At 62.7% G+C, this 16,991-nt stretch carries 11 protein-coding genes; 6 read left to right on the top strand and 5 right to left on the bottom strand.

Features of this window, described 5'->3' with window-relative positions; translation table 11 throughout:
• Positions 1-103: 103 nt before the first annotated feature.
• The 4 genes from BXY39_RS09985 to lpdA are packed head-to-tail and all read left to right on the top strand — an operon-like array spanning position 104 to position 5,066.
• Entirely contained in the window at positions 104-1,336 is a 1,233-nt protein-coding gene (locus tag BXY39_RS09985; protein WP_121938984.1) for a 3-methyl-2-oxobutanoate dehydrogenase (2-methylpropanoyl-transferring) subunit alpha, read from the top strand.
• Complete coding sequence (locus tag BXY39_RS09980; protein ID WP_121938702.1) at positions 1,336-2,352, top strand: alpha-ketoacid dehydrogenase subunit beta; 1,017 nt, start codon at positions 1,336-1,338, stop codon at positions 2,350-2,352. Before BXY39_RS09985 ends, BXY39_RS09980 begins: the two co-directional genes overlap by 1 nt.
• Positions 2,352-3,677, top strand: a complete 1,326-nt coding sequence (locus BXY39_RS09975) for a dihydrolipoamide acetyltransferase family protein (RefSeq protein WP_121938701.1) — start codon at positions 2,352-2,354, stop codon at positions 3,675-3,677. The genes BXY39_RS09980 and BXY39_RS09975 overlap by 1 nt, the downstream gene beginning before the upstream one ends.
• Positions 3,678-5,066 carry a dihydrolipoyl dehydrogenase gene (gene lpdA, locus BXY39_RS09970; protein ID WP_121938700.1) on the top strand — a complete coding sequence of 463 codons (1,389 nt, stop codon included), beginning with the start codon at positions 3,678-3,680 and terminating at the stop codon, positions 5,064-5,066.
• 332 nt (positions 5,067-5,398) lie between these two features.
• Here lpdA and BXY39_RS09965 read toward each other — a convergent pair whose 3' ends face one another.
• The 5 genes from BXY39_RS09965 to BXY39_RS09940 all read right to left on the bottom strand — a co-directional run bounded on the left by BXY39_RS09965 (position 5,399) and on the right by BXY39_RS09940 (position 15,234).
• Positions 5,399-6,769 carry a hypothetical protein gene (locus tag BXY39_RS09965; RefSeq protein WP_147453538.1) on the bottom strand — a complete coding sequence of 457 codons (1,371 nt, stop codon included), beginning with the start codon at positions 6,767-6,769 and terminating at the stop codon, positions 5,399-5,401.
• A 606-nt stretch (positions 6,770-7,375) separates the two neighbouring features.
• Positions 7,376-8,650 carry a hypothetical protein gene (locus tag BXY39_RS09955; protein ID WP_147453537.1) on the bottom strand — a complete coding sequence of 425 codons (1,275 nt, stop codon included), beginning with the start codon at positions 8,648-8,650 and terminating at the stop codon, positions 7,376-7,378.
• 174 nt (positions 8,651-8,824) lie between these two features.
• Positions 8,825-10,921 (bottom strand): LodA/GoxA family CTQ-dependent oxidase, encoded by a 2,097-nt coding sequence (locus tag BXY39_RS09950; protein WP_121938696.1) that lies wholly within the window; start codon positions 10,919-10,921, stop codon positions 8,825-8,827.
• 88 nt (positions 10,922-11,009) lie between these two features.
• Entirely contained in the window at positions 11,010-12,419 is a 1,410-nt protein-coding gene (locus tag BXY39_RS09945; protein WP_211332176.1) for a hypothetical protein, read from the bottom strand.
• A gap of 565 nt (positions 12,420-12,984) precedes the next feature.
• Positions 12,985-15,234 carry a 2Fe-2S iron-sulfur cluster-binding protein gene (locus BXY39_RS09940; RefSeq protein ID WP_170163745.1) on the bottom strand — a complete coding sequence of 750 codons (2,250 nt, stop codon included), beginning with the start codon at positions 15,232-15,234 and terminating at the stop codon, positions 12,985-12,987.
• Between the two features lie 156 nt (positions 15,235-15,390).
• Between BXY39_RS09940 and BXY39_RS09935 the strand changes: the two genes are divergently transcribed.
• Entirely contained in the window at positions 15,391-16,296 is a 906-nt protein-coding gene (locus BXY39_RS09935; protein WP_121938694.1) for a LysR family transcriptional regulator, read from the top strand.
• A gap of 299 nt (positions 16,297-16,595) precedes the next feature.
• Positions 16,596-16,991: a MarR family transcriptional regulator gene (locus BXY39_RS09930; protein WP_170163744.1), complete on the top strand. Its 396-nt coding sequence runs from the start codon at positions 16,596-16,598 to the stop codon at positions 16,989-16,991.

The following is a 16,991-nucleotide window of genomic DNA, read 5'->3' as shown; positions in this document are numbered from 1 at the left end:
CCGTCGCCTGCGACGGACATGGGGACCCGGTACGGACACGCCGGGTTTGGAGAGGATGGCGCGCAGCGGCACCGCCGCCTGCGCAAGACTCGGTGGTGTATTGATGGCAGAAAAACGCACGTTCCAGCTGCATGTTCCCGAACCGGAGTGCAGGCCGGGCGATACCCCGGATTTCAGCAGTTTCGATGTGCCGAAGGCCGGCACGACCAAACGCCCGCCGGTGGACGCCGATGCCGAGGACATGCACGACCTTGCCTTCGACATCATCCGCGTCACCGACGACGACGGCACGGCGAAAGGCGAATGGGCCGACACGCTGGACGACGAGGCGGCGCTGAAGGGCCTGAAGGACATGATGACGGTGCGCGCCTTTGACGCCCGCATGCTGATGGCGCAGCGCCAGGGCAAGACCAGTTTTTACATGCAGGCGCTGGGCGAAGAGGCGATCGCCTGCGCCTTTCAGGCGGCGCTGCGCAAGGGCGACATGAATTTCCCGACCTATCGCCAGCAGGGCCTGCTGATCAGCACCGACTATCCGCTGCTGGAGATGATGAACCAGATCTATTCCAACTCGGCCGATCCGCTGCACGGGCGCCAGCTGCCGATCATGTATTCGTCGAAGGAGTACGGCTTTTTCTCGATCTCGGGCAATCTGGGCACCCAGTTCGTCCAGGCCGTGGGCTGGGCCATGGCCTCGGCCATTGCCGGTGACGACAAGATCGCCGCCGGCTGGATCGGCGACGGGGCGACGGCGGAATCGGACTTTCATTCGGCGATGGTGTTCGCCTCGACCTTCCGGGCGCCGGTGATCCTGAACATCGTCAACAACCAGTGGGCCATTTCGACCTTTCAGGGGATCGCGCGCGGCCGGGCGGCGACCTTCGCCGCGCGGGGCCTTGGCTTCGGCATCCCATCGCTGCGGGTGGACGGAAACGATTATCTGGCCGTGCACGCGGTCGCCAAATGGGCGGTCGAGCGGGCCAATCTGGGCCTGGGCGCGACCTTGATCGAATATGTCTCCTACCGGGCGGGGCCGCATTCCACATCGGACGATCCGTCCGGCTACCGGCCGAAGCAGGAGGAGGCGTCCTGGCCGCTCGGCGACCCGATCGAGCGGCTGAAGACGCACCTGATCGCCAGGGGCGTCTGGGACGACAAACGCCACGACCAGGCCCAGGCGGAAATCGAGAGCGAGATCATCCGCATCCAGAAAGAGGCCGAGGCCAACGGCACCCTGCATGACGGCCCGCACCCGAGCCCGAAAGACATGTTCGAGGATGTCTATGCCGAGGTGCCGAGCCACCTGATCCGCCAGCGCAAGGAGGCCGGTATCTGATGCCCCGCATGACCATGATTGAAGCCATCCGCGATGCCCAGGACGTGTGCATGGCGCAGGATGAAAAGGTAATCGTCTTCGGCCAGGATGTGGGCTATTTCGGCGGCGTCTTCCGCTGCACCAAGGGCCTTCAGGAAAAATACGGCCGTCACCGCTGTTTCGACACGCCGATCAATGAAAGCGGCATCGTCGGCACCGCCATCGGCATGGGGGCCTATGGCTTGCGGCCATGCGTGGAAATCCAGTTCGCGGACTATATGTATCCGGCCTATGACCAGCTGGTGTCCGAGGCGGCGCGCCTGCGCCACCGCTCGAACACCGATTTCACCGCGCCGCTGACGGTGCGCATGCCGACGGGCGGCGGTATTTACGGCGGCCAGACCCATTCGCAGAGCCCCGAGGCGCTGTTCGCCCATGTCGCCGGGCTGAAAACGGTGATCCCGTCCAACCCGTATGACGCCAAGGGCATGCTGATCGCCGCGATCGAGGATGACGACCCGGTCATCTATCTGGAGCCGAAGCGCCTGTATAACGGCCCCTTCGACGGCCGGCACGACCGCGCGGTCACCCCCTGGTCCAAGCATGAGCTGGCCGATGTGCCGGACGGCCATTACAGGGTGGATATGGGCAAGGCGGCGATACGGCGCGAGGGCGCCGATGTGACCGTGCTGGCCTACGGCACCATGGTGCATGTGGCGCTGACGGCGGCCGAGGAAACCGGCATCGACGCCGAAATCATCGATATCCGCTCGCTGGTGCCCGTGGACCTGGACACGATCACCGAATCCGTGCGCAAAACCGGCCGCTGCATCGTCGTCCACGAAGCGACACGGACGTGCGGCTACGGCGCCGAACTGGTGGCGCTGGTGGCGCGGCACTGCTTTTACAGTCTCGAGGCGCCGCCGACACGCGTCACCGGTTATGACACGCCCTACCCGCACGCGCAGGAGTGGGACTATTTCCCCGGACCGCAGCGGGTCGGCGCGGCGATGAAGAAAGTGATGGAGCCAGCCTGATGGGTGAACACGTCATCAAGATGCCGGATATCGGTGAAGGCGTTGCCGAAGCCGAACTGGTGGAATGGAATGTGGCGATCGGGGCGCAAGTGCGCGAGGACGAGGTGCTCGCCAGTGTCATGACCGACAAGGCGACGGTTGAAATCCCCTCGCCGCGCGACGGCAAGATTTTGTGGTTCGGCGCGGACGTGGGCGACACGGTGGCGGTCGGCGCGCCGATCATCCGGCTGGAGGTCGCGGGCGAAGGCAATGTGAAACCCGGCGAAGCGCTGGAGGACATGCCCGCACCGGAAAAGCCGGAGGAAAAAGCCCCCGAAAAGTCGTTGGAAAAACCCTCGGAAAAACCTTCCGGGGCGGCGAAACCCGCGCCCGCCCCAACGCCGAGACCAAAACCGGCGCCCGCACCGGCCGCGATCATGCCGGCGGCGGTGCCGCGCCGCGCCCCCGGCGAAAAGCCGCTGGCCGCGCCCTCGGTGCGCAAGCGGGCGATGGACGCCGGCGTCGACCTGCGCCATGTGCCGGGCACCGGCGGGGCCGGCCGCATCACCCACGGCGACCTGGACGCCTTTATCGCGTCGGGCGGGGAAACGGCGGCGCCGGCCCGGACGGGCCATGTGGCCGATACCTCGGTCACGGAGATCAAGGTCGTCGGCCTGCGCCGCAAAATCGCCGAGCAGATGGCAACCGCCAAGTCGCGCATCCCCCACATCACCTATGTGGACGAGGTTGACGTGACGGCCCTTGAAGACCTGCGCGCCCGCCTGAATAGCGACCGCAAGGAGGGCCAGCCGAAACTGACGCTGCTGCCGTTCCTGATGCGCGCCATGGTGCGCGCGATCGGCGAACAGCCGCAGATGAATGCCCGCTTCGACGACGAGGCGGGCGTCATCCACCGGTATGGCGGCATGCATATGGGCGTCGCGGCCCAGACCGGCGGCGGCCTGGTGGTGCCCGTGGTGCGCCATGCCGAGGCGCTCGGCCTGTGGGCCACGGCGGCGGAGCTGTCCCGCCTGGCCGAGGCGGCGCGCGCCGGCACCGCCACCCGCGAGGAGCTGACGGGCTCGACCATCACGATCACGTCGCTGGGCAAGATGGGCGGTATCGTGACGACACCGGTGATCAATTACCCGGAAGTCGCCATCATCGGCGTCAACAAAATCCGCACCCTGCCCGTCTGGCAGGACGGCGAGTTCGTGCCGCGCAAGATGATGAACCTGTCGTCCAGCTTCGACCACAGGGTGATCGACGGCTGGGACGCCGCCGTGTTCATCCAGCGCATCAAGGGCCTGCTGGAAAGCCCCGCAACGATTTTCATCGAGGACTGAATGTCTGACATCACCTGTAAATTCCTTGTCATCGGCGCCGGCCCCGGCGGCTATGTCGCCGCCATCCGCGCCGGCCAGCTCGGCCTTGATACGGTTATTGTCGACGCGGACGCGCTGGGCGGCACCTGTCTGAATGTGGGCTGCATCCCGTCCAAGGCGCTGATCCACGCGGCGGACGAGTATGAAAAGGCACAGCATTTCGCGGGCAAGAACGCCCTCGGCATCAGCGGCGGCACACCGGCCATCGACCTGAAACAGACCGTCGCCTGGAAAGACGGCATCGTCGGCCAGCTGACCGGCGGCGTCGGCGGCCTGTTGAAAAAGGCCAAGGTCCGGGTGGTGTCCGGCCGGGCCAGTTTTGTCGACGGCAAAACCGTGGATGTGGCCGGCGCCGACGGCACCACGCGCATCCATGCCGAGGCAACCTGCATCGCCACCGGCTCGGTGCCGGTGGAACTGCCGCACATGCCGTTCGGCGGCGATATCCTGTCGTCGACCGGGGCGCTGGCGCTGGAGACGGTACCGGACAGCCTGGCGGTGATCGGCGCCGGCTATATCGGGCTGGAACTGGGCATGGCCTATGCCAAGCTGGGCGCGAAAGTGACGATTGTCGAGGCGCAGGACCGCATCCTGCCGCTGTATGACCGGGAGTTGACCAAGCCGGTGGCCGCACGGCTGAAGGCGCTGGGCATCGATGTCCGCCTGAACGCGAAAGCGGCCGGCCACACGGACGGACGGCTGGACATCGATACCGAGGACGGCAAAATGGACAGCCTGGCGGCGGAGAAGGTTCTGGTCACCGTCGGCCGCCGCCCGGTGACCGAGGGCTGGGGCCGGGACAACCTGTTCCTGGACATGGACGGCCCCTTTATCCGCATCGATGACCGCTGCCAGACGGCGATGACCGGCCTGTATGCCATCGGCGATGTGACGGGCGAGCCGATGCTGGCCCACCGCGCCATGGCGCAGGGCGAAATGGTGGCCGAAATCGTCGCCGGCGAAAACCGCCGCTGGGACAAACGGGCGATCCCGGCGATCTGTTTCACCGACCCCGAAATCGTCAGCGCCGGCCTGTCCCCGGATGAGGCCGAGGCGGCCGGCCATGACATCGTGACGGCGCAGTTTCCGCTTGCCGCCAACGGCCGCTCGCTGTCCATGGAGCGCACGGACGGTTTCGTGCGCGTCACCGCGCGCAAGGACAATCATCTGGTCCTCGGCCTTCAGGCGGTCGGCAAGGGCTGCGCCGAGTTGGCCGCGACCTTCGGACTGGCGATTGAAATGGGCGCGCGGGTCGAGGATATCGCCGGCACCATCCACGCCCACCCGACCCAGGGCGAAGCCCTTCAGGAAGCGGCGCTGAGAACACTGGGGCACGCCCTGCATATCTGAGCCCTTAAGGCCCCCTGAGACATCGGGAAAAGTCGGACGGACAGGGAAAAGGCAGAGGCAAGCACAGGGCCTTTTGCCTTTGGGTATGCAACCGGGAGACAGACGGCGCCGGGGGAGGCGGGCGAAAAGGTAGTGACGGACAGCAGAGCATGGACCGCGCGACCACTGCGGCATCGCACATCTGGACCGCATGACATGCCAGGCTCAACACAAGGGGTATCCGGCCCCGGCCAAACCATGGTCATTCATGGCTATCCCCACCAATGGGATACAACATGGAGAACACACCGGTCTCATAACGGAGCATGACTCTTATCAGCCGATTTTCCGCATCACGATATTTGCAATATAAATTTCTGTTCTTCGGAAGAGCGATCGAATTTCTTCGAATCACCATCATCCGAGTACACCATATCATTCAACTCATCTTCTATTTCTTCAAAGAAGAAGGGAATTTCCCTCAAGGGGGATTTGTCCAAGCGTTCAATTTTTGGAAAGTGGCCCGCATGGTGAGTTTCACCATACCCACTGCTGCGGTCACTATACCATTGAAGAGAAAATGTGCCGTCATGATTCAGGTAAAGCTGAAACCTTGGCGGATATACCGTTTCTCCACCGGCCGTTCCACTGTTCCAGTTTTGCGCACAGAGGATACCTTTGGAATTACCGAGCATATGATGCGCATTCCCCAATATGTCCTGAAACCAAAACAGGCAAAAGTGAATATCTTTGTCTTTATCTTCGGGTTTACCGTCATACTTCACTGAAGCATAATGAAATGGCGTAACAGGAGCCAAATAAAATGTCACTCCCCCAGGGTCATCATCATCTGCCCTTACAGCAAGAATTGGGTCTTCTCTTCGAAATTTAAGCATCTTAATGTTTAGTTTTTTACTTCTGTACTTTGCAGAAGAAATCCGCACTCTGACCCCACTAGGCCATGCGGGAAAAGCGTTATCGACCCGGAAGGTCGGATGCGCGGTGGTCCCGTGCGTCGGCAGGTCATTCAGGTGATTGAATATTCTTTCGGCGCTCATCGGGATTTCTTTGGTGAATGCATGGCTCAGGGCATGAATGTGGGCTTCAATATCCCTGATCCATTCGGCATCGGTAACGAAACCGAAATCGACATCCTTGACCTTGCTGAGAGCCGCCATCCAGCGAACGCAGGCGATTGCCTTGTGATACGCCAGAGCGTACTTGGCACAGGCTGTACGGACGCTCATATAGTATGGCACGAACGTCTTATCGACATTGCTCTTGGCGATTTCGCTGACGAACGCGACATCATTGACATCATTGCCAACCAAAAAGGCGCTCATTTCGTCGCACACGTTCTTGATACCATTCGTCGGGTCGGCCATGTCCTTGGCAACCCGTGCCATGTTGTCTCTTAATTTTTTTAGATCGGTGCCTTTTTTTGATCTTTGTTGGGATAAGGCGATCACATCCTCAAAGGAACTTTCGATCTTCGTATAATACTCAACAACCTTCATGTTTTCGACATATAGCGCAAGCCGGTCAAGGCGCTGTTTGATCTCACTGACATCCGAAGCAATCTGGTCCAGTTCTTTCAGGATATCCTTCAACTCATCATCCGATGAGGAGAAAAGTCCGTCAAACAGATCACCCAGTCCGCTAATGCCATAATGATCACCAAGGCTGTTCAATCCGACGGACATAAATGCATTCCAAGCAGCCATGATATCCCCCATGCAACCTTAAAGATTTATTAAAATAATAAATTATATTTTTACGTGTATTGTCAAGATATTCATTGCCGGCGCGGCAGCCCAGCCATCCAATTGGCCCAGCGGCTGCCCGAGGCCCGCAGGGAGCGGGCAGACGGACCGGTGACAATCTTTTCGTGACGGCGTCATGGACAGGCATGGAACCGGACACAGGCGGCAACGGGCCGCGAGGCGAAACGGCGGTGGAGAACAAACCTCGTGCTTGAAAAGCGGGGTAAAAATATAGGGACAGTATATAGTTTTTCTTAGAAATTTTCTTAATAAAGTCAAATATTTAACTTATTATTTTCTAGTATACCGTCCCCGTATTTTCTCCCGGCGGCAGAGGCCGCCCGACCCATGCGACATATGTCCGGTCCGGCAGGCCGGACTGGCGGTATCGCCGGCCGCGTCCGGCGTGCGGCCTGATCCCGATACGATACGAGACGGCACACAGGCCAAGGCGCGGCGGCATCCGGGCGCCGGCATTCATGGTGCGGGCATGGGTGCGGGCACAACTATATCGCCCCGCCGGGGTGCGCCTGTTTGGCTGTGCCGCCCCCCTACCCCCGCCGCCGGTCAGGCCCGGCCCAGACGCCGCCGCCAGAAGGGGGCGTCCGGAAACCGGGTTTCGCTGCCATACAGGTGCCGGCGCACGCGGGTGAAATTCAGGAAATCGTCGAACACCCGGCGCTGATAGGCCCGCAGGCCCTCGCGGTCGCCGCCGGCCAGCCGGCGCGCCGCTGCCTGTCCGGCCACCTCGCCGTGCATCAGGGCCTTGGTGATGCCGGCGGAGGTGATGGGGTCATACTGGCTGGCGGCATCGCCCACGGCCAGCCAGTCATCGCCGCACACCGCCGACAGAAGCGCCGACGGCGCCGCCCGTGTGACAATGCGGGCAGGCAGGGTGCCGGCGCCGGTCACACTGTCCGGCAGAACGGTTTTCAGCCAGCGGGTCCGCCGCAGCAGACCGTGCCAGATGTCCGCCTCGGCACAGGCCAGATGCCGGGTGGTTTCCATATCGGTGCAGAAGGTCACGATCAGCCGGTGACCCGGAAGCCGGGCGGCATACCACCAGCCGTCCGCGACGGCCTCGACCAGTGTGTGGGAGACAAGGTCACAACCCGACGGCAGATCGAAAAAGGCACAGTGGAAGACGACATCGTCCAAAATATTGCGGGCGACGCCGATACGGCGGGCAAAGGCCGCCGGACCGCCGGTGGCATCGATGACGAAATCCGCGGCAAAAACGCTGTCCGCCCGGCCCCGACCCGATAGCGACAGGTCGAGGAGATAGCCGCAGCCGTCCCGCCGGTTCCCTGACGGGTTTTCCGGCTGGTTTTCCGGCTGGTTTTCTGGCGAATTTTCTGGCGGGCCGTCGGCACGGCCGGGTGTCACGGCACCGCGATCGGCGATCGCCATGCCGATGCGCGGGCGCACGCGGGTCAGGCGCGCGGCATGGTGGACAACCGCACCACTGCGCTCAGACGCCGTCAGCAGCTGCCGGTCGAAGGCCGCGCGGTCCAGATGATACCCGCGCCCGATCACATCCAGCATGAAGTCATTGTGGCCCGGACGGTCCCCGTTCCACAGCGATATGCTGCCGGGACAGACAAGATGGGTGCCGCCGTCCTCCACTTCGCGGTGCAGTCCCAGCCTGCGCAGGAGCGGGGTGGCCGCGGGCGGGATGCTTTCGCCGATACGCACGGACACACCGATACGCTCGGACGAACAGGGGGCACTGTCGAAAATATGGACGGCAAAGCGCTGTCGCCAGCCGTCCCCGGCCATCGCGGCCAGGGTGCGCGCCGCCACCCGGGCCGCCACCGCGCCGGCGGGGCCGCCGCCGATCACGGCGACGGTCCTTTGGCGCGGGGGGTGCCATGGGGCGGTCCGCGGCCCCGTGGCGACCCCACTGTCGGCACTGGCAGCACTGGGGCCGCCGGATATCAGACCATCAGGCATAGGATGGCCGTTGGACATCAGGCTGCCGGGCACAGACTGTCGGGCACAGGGGGATGGGGCCGCTCAGTCATCGCCGGTGGGCAGGACGGCCGTGGGCCACGGCTGCACCAGATCGCCCGGCCCGGTGAACAGGCTGGCAATTTCCAGGAACTTGTCGCTGCCGTAATTGTCACCGTGGTCGGCGGGGATCTGCGTGCCCTGAATGATAAAGCCGACCTTGTGCCAGTTTTCGACGAAATCGGGATACTCCTGAAAGCGTCCGACCTTCTGGGGCAGATTGGTGTGGGTGCCGTTTTCCGGTCCCGAGCCGTCGCCGCGCACGCTGAACAGCTGGCCGCCCAGATTCCAGACCCCTTTCTCGGCGTCATAATGGCACAGGTCGGCGGGATGAACCTGAACCGGCCGCTGTGACGGCCAGGACCAGTAGAGGGTATTGTTGGCGTCCGGGTTGGGGTCGGGCAGGTGAACGGCGCAACTGTTATAGTCGGTGTGCCAGGGCTGCGACATGAATTTGCTGAGGTCGCCGGGCTGCACCCTGGCGGTCTGAAGCGGGATATAACCGACGCCGAGGGGGATTTTGTCGCGGCCGCTTTCCTCGGTGTAGGGGGTATAATCCAGCCTGTCCTGATTGATGCGGAAGGGGCCGGTCGCCCCCTTCCAGTCCTGATCGTACAGATTGACGTCGCGGACGATGAAGGTCAGCTCGATCCCCGGCGAATAACGCCCGCCGAGGCAGTTGAGCAACACATCCCGGTCCAACCGCTCGCCCGGACCGATGGGCGGGGCATCGGCGACGAACCGGTTGTCATACCACTGCATCATCAGGAAATACTGCGTCGGGCTGACCGACAGGAAACTTTTGGTGGCATCGCCAAGCGACAGGGGCATTTTCACGCCCTCGTCATCGTCCTGCGGGATGTTGGGGTCGCGCATCAGGCTTTTGAAGCTGGGAATGCGGTCGCTGGGTTTGTCCCGCGGGGTGATGCTGGCCATCAGGTCATGGCCGTTGATGCCCTGGCTCGGCAGGTTGGTGTTCCAACGCTGGAGGAAAGCACCGTGAAAGACCGGCAGAATGTCCCGGTTGAACACCGCCTTGTAATCGCTCTGGTAAGTGCCGCCTGAATACAGGTCGGGCATGAGATCCAGATTTTCCACCCAGGTGTTGAAGATATCGTCCCAGGTGGAGACTATATTGCGGGTCTGCGGGGCGTAACCGGGATCGCTGGTGACAAACCAGCCGGCGACGACCTCGGCCGTGCTGCCGTCATCGAACAGCACGGTCGCATTGACCGGGCCGTCGGCGATGTCGTCGAACCAGTAGTTATTGTCGATCGCATCGGTCATGGGCGGCGGGCCGCCGTCCTTCTGCTCGATACCGCTGGCACGGCCATAGCCGCCGGCAATCACCAGCCGGCCGGTATCCTTTTCGATCCGAAGCTCGCCGAGCGTGTCGATGGCGCCGAAATACTGATACATCTTGAAATGATCGTCGGGAAAGCTGACGGGATAATAGGGCGCGTCGACCACATTCCCCTTGTCGTCGACAAAGGTGCAGGGCGTGGCCGCGTTGAAAGGAACCACGGTGTCCGGCGCCGCGCTGGAGGCGATGGTGCGCGGCCCCGGATCGATCACCAGTTTTTTCAGGCGCTCGGGCTCGGCCAGTTTTTCCAGGCCGTCTTTTGCCGCCGGGCCGATGCTGGGGTCCCGCACCGGCGGGAAATTGTATTTTCCGTCCGGACCGGGCTTGTAGGCATTGATGCCCTCTTCCTCGCCGTTGGCGCTGGTGATTTGGAAGAAATTGTTCTTCTTGTTGGCGAGATGGACCATCCAGACGATGTCCTTGACCGTCTTGCCGCCGACGGTGTCGCCGATTTTGATCTCGCGCCCCGGATCGGTGCCGGGATAGGCATCCTGCGGCCGGTCATAGGCATAGATGCGGAAGCGCGCGGCCTGCCGCACGACCTTTTGCGCGCTGTCGCGGAAATCGGCGGCCTCAACCGGCTTTCCGGTGTCTTTATTGGTGGGCAGGCCGCCGAACAGGCCGCTTTCCTTGTCGATGAGATCCCCGGCGGCGGTTTCCGGCGCGATATAATAGCTGTCGCTGTTGCCGACACGGGCGATGTTGATGGCGGGATGAACCCGGAAATAGGTGTTGGACATGCATGTTCCCCTAAAAATCTGTGCGTGAGCCTTCCCATGCGCGCGCCCGTCCCCACCCTTGCGGGTCGGGCGCGCGTCCTGGCCGGGCTCAGTTTTCGGGTGTGGCCAGCAGCGTGTCGCCGTTGGCGATCTGTTGCGACCAGAAATAGATATTCTGGAAGGCGTGGCTGATATTGATGTTTTTGGCCGGCAGCGGTTTCAGCCGGGTGTCGCCGCTTGCCGGGGCCAGCGTCTGCATGGTGTTGTGGCAGCGGAAACAATTGTTCATGCGGCTGGAAAGCTGGGTGAAGGTCTCGATGGTGGAATTGGACAGCCTGAGCGAACCGATCAGAAACTGATTGCCCGCGGCATCGACATCGCTGGCAAGGCTCATACCCGGCTTCAGCGCGTCGGTGGGCCTGAACCAGATGGCGCCGACTTCGCGGTAATTGGCGAAAACATCGCCTTCCGCCTTCAGACGGGCCCGCACCACCTTGTTCAGGTCGGCGACATTGCGGTCGTTGGTCTTGACGCTGTCCTGAAGAACCGGAAGGTTGTCCGTGCCGTTGCCGAATTCATACTGGCGGCACACCTGGGTGACCGGCGACATTTTCTGTGTTTTCTCATTCAGCTTCAATTCGGGCGACAGGGCGTAATTCAGGTTACAGTCGGCAAAGACCGTACCGGCCTTGTAAAAAGTGTAATCATGGTCCGAAATCACCGTATCGGGCGTGAAATCGGCGGGCACTTTGGGCGCGTTCTTCACATGCTCGAACGTGGCCCAGATCATCTCCGGATGGCCGTTGACCACGCCGGCGATGTGAAAGCCCACAAGCGCCAGCGTCACATCGCGGGTTCTGGCGGTATCGACAACGATCTTCCCGCCCCGGTTGGCCAGGGCGAAGACCGTCGACGGCATGGTGAAGACGTCGCTTGTGTCCTCGCCCTCATCGACGATGCGCCAGGACGCTTTCAGCTCGACCGCGCCGATGGGAAAACTGGTGGTGCCCGGAAAGTCAAACGCCTTGTTCGGATCGGTGAGGTCATTGTCCTGCATGAACGTGACGAAGGTGTCGTCCAGATACTGCGAATAATAGACAACGTCGCCGGTTTGATCGACGAGGATGCCGTCCGTGCCGGCTTGCAGAAATTCGTCAAAGCTTTCGCCGCTGTTGCTTTTGCCCATGCGCGGCATCAGCACCTCGCGGTTGTTGATGCCGAGCAGGTCATAGGGCGTCTCGAAGCCCAGAAACCGCGGCTGTCCGTCCACATCCTGGGTCAGCCACAAAAACATCTGCCAGGACCATTCATGGAATTCGCAGATGGATTTGCTTTGAAACCCCGCATTGTCGGGTTCCGGCGTGTCCTGGTGCGGGAACCAGCTGTTGATATTCTCATCCGGGCAGGGAGCGCCGCCCCCGCCGGGATACCCCTGCGCGGCAATCTCCGTACTGCCGCCACACAATGAAAACGCGAAAAAAACCACGGCAAGTGCCGTGTGTCTGATATGCTGGCTCATTCCCCCGTCCCCCTACTGGAAAGGCATTTGCTGGCGCATGACCACTGAAAGGATATATCCGGCCATATGGAACAATACTTATAAGAGTATTTTTTATAAAATAAAATACAAAATTAACGTGTATTTATAACCTTTGGTACATACTCACGCACGATCGTTACCGACGCATCGTTGGCAGACAGAACCAAAGACCGGCGAACCGTCCCGCCCATCGACGGCACATGGTACGATCATCCACGCCAAAGCGCCGAAGGTCACAGGGGCATCTGGGGCACCTGGGGCGGTACATGACGCCCCCTTGCAGGACACTGTAAAATACAGGGACAGTATATAGTTTTTCTTGGAAACTTTCTTAATCAAATCAAATATTTATATATTATATATTGTGCAGGCATTCTCCCTTGACGGCAGAGGCAACCCGGCCAATGCGGACTATGTCCGGCCCGGCAGGCCGGACTGGCGGTATCGCGGGCCGCGTCCGGCGTGTGGCCTGACCCCGACGCGATACCGGACACCCCAGGACCAGGAGGCGCGCAAACGCCATACCGGCCTACAGATCCCGGCCCTACAGATCTATGACGATCTCGCTGCCCGCCGCGCGGGAGCAGCACAGCGCGATCTTCGTGCGCCTTTCCTCGTCGGAAAAGATATGGTCGCGGGCGTCCTGCTCGCCCTCCAGCAGGCCCGCCGTGCAGGCCCCGCAAATGCCGTAGCCGCAGGAAACGGGAATATGGATGCCGCGCCGGGACAGTTCGCGTGCGATCGTCTGTCCGGGCTCGATCCGCACACGCTCACCGCTGGAGCCAAGGACCACATCGAAAGGGGCGTCCTTGCGCAGCGAGCCGAACTCCTCGCAGTAGTAGCGTTTCGGATCGATACCGCCCGCAAGGGCCCAGGCGCGCACGGCGTCCATGTAGGCCCGCGGACCGCATGTGGCGACGCCCGTGCCCACGGGGCGGTCCGTTGGCGGCGTCTTGAGCCAGTCGCGATCGGTATGGATGGTGAGGGGCCCGCCGTTCAAGGCGCGGATTTCGTCGGCATAGATGGCCTGATCCACGGTTCTGACGGAATAGTGCATCTCCCAGGAGGCGCCAAGCTGTGTCAGGCGCCGGGCGAGCGCCGCGATGACGGTAATGCCGATCCCGCCGGCGCACAAAATCATGTGCGGCAGATCCTCGGCGACGAGAAAGTTGTTGCCGGGGCGCGACACGGTCAGATGCTGACCGGGCCGGAAGGTGCCCACCTCCCGCGATCCGCCGGTGCCGTCCCGCTCCACCTTGACGGCCAGCCGGTACCGTCCCTCCTCCGGCAGGTTGGCGAGCGAATACGGCCGCACGCGGGCGGACGGCAGGCGCAGTTCGACATGGGCGCCGGCGGACCAGTCGGGCAGCGGCGCTCCGCCGGGGCGCTCCAGGCTCAATTCGACAATGCCGCCGGGAAACGGGCGAAGATCGGTGATCTCGACCTGCTGCCACCAGTCCTCCGGTCCGCCGACCGCCGGCACATGGGGCGGTTCGTCCGGCATGGGGGACAGAGCCACAAGGCGATCCTCATCGGGCACGGGCTCCGGCCAGCTGTCGGCCACGCGGGCCCGCTGCTGCTGCATCAGGGCCGTCAGCGGCCCCTGTCCCGATTGCGACCAGGGACAAACGGTGATGCAGACACCGCAGCCGTCATTCTCGTTGAAGTATGGCATGCAGCGGTCGAAATCCAGGTGCCATTTCCGCACCCCACGGACCATCTGCTTGTCTTCGTAGATGGCGTTGGACGGGCAGCTTTCGCGGCAAACCCGGCAATTGGCGCACATGGCCTCGACGCCGAAGTCCACCGGCGCATCAAAGGCCAGCGGCAGGTCGGTCAGGACGACGGCCAGGCGCACATTGGCCCCGTGGCTCTCGGTGATGAGAGAGGTGTGACGCCCCATGGTGCCGAGGCCGGCATTCACCGCCAATGGAATGTGCATCACCTTTTCGGGCGCATTGCCGAGATTGGTGTCGGCCTCCGCCCGCCAGCCCAGCGACCGGATGTGTTCGGCGATGTCGAGGGCCGTATGACCGACCTCATAATAGCCTTCCAGAATTGAAACGAGGCTGTCGGGGTCGGGGATGCCGAGGAGGGCCTCGCGGTCCATCGGGGCGGCGATGACAATGGCGTGGGGCAGAACGTCGTCGTAAGGGGCGTAAACCGCCTCCTCCACGACCGGGGTGCAGCCGACATGGGTTGCGCCGGACGCTTTGGCGAGCCGCTTGATCGTCTCGGCCATCAGGGCAGGATCGGCCACATCCTGCCGGGCCCGGGCGATCGGTCCGGTCGCCCGCCGATTGTCCCACTGCACCCGCATCAGCGTCGCGACCGCCCTGGGCTGCATGAGCATATGGAACCCGAAATTTATCGCCCCGTAAATCTGGTCGTGCCCCGCGTGGTAGAATTTGGTGAAACGCCGCGGCGTTTCATCGCCGACGCCGGCAAGGGTCAGCCCCGAAAGCGGAGGATCGCGGTAGACAAGCGTCCGGCGCGGCTCCGGAAAGCGTCCATGGCGCATGAAGCGCGGCTTGAAGGGATGCGCCTTGTCGGCGGGGCGCGGCGGAACCGACGGCCCCCCGGCGCGGCGCTGACCGGAGGTAAGCGTCGGCCCCTTTGGCAGATCCTCGACATAGATGGCCTGGCCGGCTCTGCGCTTCGCCCGGTGCCAGACGCGGAAGGCGCGCCCCGGTCCGTGTGACAGCGCCAGGGCCACAGAGGCCGACAGGGCGGATGTCACCCAAATACCTACCTGGGTGGCGAGGGCCGCCACCGTGCCTTTGTAGTGTGCCATGACAAACTCCGGTTTGCCCGGAACGGTTCGATGGACGCCTGTCGATGTCCAGCGTGCCGCCCTCTCCCTTGCAACGGTTCTGAAAAGACTAGCAAAGCGTGTCATGCGTGAATAATATCGAATATCTACTCAAACATAGCAAAATGGATATCATTGATGGATGTGAGACACCTGCGCACTTTCGCGATGCTCGCCGAGGAACTGCATTTTGGCCGCACGGCGCTGCGCCTGAACACATCCCAGCCCGTCGTCAGCCGGACGGTGAAGGAGCTTGAACGGGATGTGGGCGTAACGCTTGTGGAACGGTCGGCCCGCCGCGTGTCACTGACCCGGGCCGGGCGCCTGTTTCTGGCGCGTGCCCGTACCGCCCTGGAAAACATCGCCGCCGGCACACGGGAGGCCCGGTCCGGCTTCAGCAACGATATCGACTCCGTTCGGCTGGGTGTGCTGATCGGCACGGCCCAGCCCTTCTCCGGCTCTCTCCTCACGACGTTTCAAAAGGCGCATCCGCTGGCGACCGTTTCGCTCGTCACCCTGACGGAGCGAACGCTGGCAACAGCGTTGACGGAGCGCCATGTGGATGCGGCGATCGCCTCGAACGATTGCCTGCCCGGCCACCTCAACCGGCTTGAGATCGGCCAGGCCGAGATCGAGATCTTCGTCGGCGACGGACATTTTTTGTCCGACCGGACGGCCATCGCGTTCGACGATCTTGCCGACGTGCCATTGGTGGTGCCGAGCCCGGACGCGCATCCGATGCTGCACGACCGCATTCGCGCCCTGTTCCGGCACAAGGGCATTGAACCGGACGTGGCGGTGGTGGCCGACGATATTCTGCAGATGCTGTGCATCGCCGCGATCGGGGCGGCCGTAGCGCTCGCACCGGCCTATACCGGGCTGCAAATCCCCGGACTGGTACGCCGCCCGCTGTCGCCGCGTTTTTACGCCCCCTTCTCGCTGGCGTGGATGGGCAGCAGCCGCGTGACGGACGCCCTGTGCGAGGCGGCCGTCTCCGCATCCGCGACCGGACAGCACGCCGGCGACGGCCCGGACAGCGGGTAGAGAGACGCCACAGCGGACCAGCCATGGCGAGGGACAGGCCGCCCCCTTGAAGGGCACTGTTAAATACGGGGACAGTATATGGTTTTTCTTGAAAATTTTCCCATTTAAATCAAAAGGTTAGATATATATTTTTGTATATACCGTCCCCGTATTCCCTCTCAACGGCAGGGACAACACGGCCAATGCGCAATGTGTGCGGTCCGGCAGGCCGGACTGGCGGTATCGCGGGCCGCCCCATGCGTTTGACCCAGCGGCAAAGGCGGCCTTGCGGCGCGGCGCGAAGATTGTACAGTACGGCGATGACCGACCCATCCCCCGATCAGATCGAGCGTGGCCAGATCCAAGACGGCCAGATCAAAGACGGCAAGATCCAGGACGCCCAGATCACGGAATTGCGCACGGCGATCGATGCGATTGTGCGCATGTTCAAAATCGGCGACGACATCGCCGCCGGCACCGCCGCGAAGCTGAACCCGTCCGACGTTCAGACCCTGCTGTTCATTGGCACGCACGACCTGTGCACGGGAACCGACATCGCCGGTTTTCTGGGGGTGGTGCCGACAACGGCGTCGGCCATCATCGAGCGCCTTGTCAAACGCGGGCTGGTGGTGCGCAACCGGACGGAGGCCAACCGCCGGATCGTGCAATTGTCGCTGACAGGGGACGGGCGCGCGGGGCACAAGCCCCTTGCGTGA

It is taken from the genome of Eilatimonas milleporae (assembly GCF_003688555.1).
Taxonomy (GTDB): Bacteria; Pseudomonadota; Alphaproteobacteria; order Sphingomonadales; family Kordiimonadaceae; genus Eilatimonas; species Eilatimonas milleporae.
This window is presented reverse-complemented; position numbering and strand designations above follow the sequence as displayed.

Excerpts from the sequence above, each read along its gene's own strand:
- BXY39_RS09945 (WP_211332176.1), bottom strand. The coding sequence starts at position 12,419 with ATGAGCCAGCATATCAGACACACGGCACTTGCCGTGGTTTTTTTCGCG.
- BXY39_RS09930 (WP_170163744.1), top strand. The coding sequence starts at position 16,596 with ATGACCGACCCATCCCCCGATCAGATCGAGCGTGGCCAGATCCAAGAC.
- BXY39_RS09985 (WP_121938984.1), top strand. The coding sequence starts at position 104 with ATGGCAGAAAAACGCACGTTCCAGCTGCATGTTCCCGAACCGGAGTGC.
- BXY39_RS09965 (WP_147453538.1), bottom strand. The coding sequence starts at position 6,769 with ATGGCTGCTTGGAATGCATTTATGTCCGTCGGATTGAACAGCCTTGGT.
- BXY39_RS09975 (WP_121938701.1), top strand. The coding sequence starts at position 2,352 with ATGGGTGAACACGTCATCAAGATGCCGGATATCGGTGAAGGCGTTGCC.
- lpdA (WP_121938700.1), top strand. The coding sequence starts at position 3,678 with ATGTCTGACATCACCTGTAAATTCCTTGTCATCGGCGCCGGCCCCGGC.
- BXY39_RS09940 (WP_170163745.1), bottom strand. The coding sequence starts at position 15,234 with ATGGCACACTACAAAGGCACGGTGGCGGCCCTCGCCACCCAGGTAGGT.
- BXY39_RS09980 (WP_121938702.1), top strand. The coding sequence starts at position 1,336 with ATGCCCCGCATGACCATGATTGAAGCCATCCGCGATGCCCAGGACGTG.
- BXY39_RS09935 (WP_121938694.1), top strand. The coding sequence starts at position 15,391 with ATGGATGTGAGACACCTGCGCACTTTCGCGATGCTCGCCGAGGAACTG.
- BXY39_RS09950 (WP_121938696.1), bottom strand. The coding sequence starts at position 10,921 with ATGTCCAACACCTATTTCCGGGTTCATCCCGCCATCAACATCGCCCGT.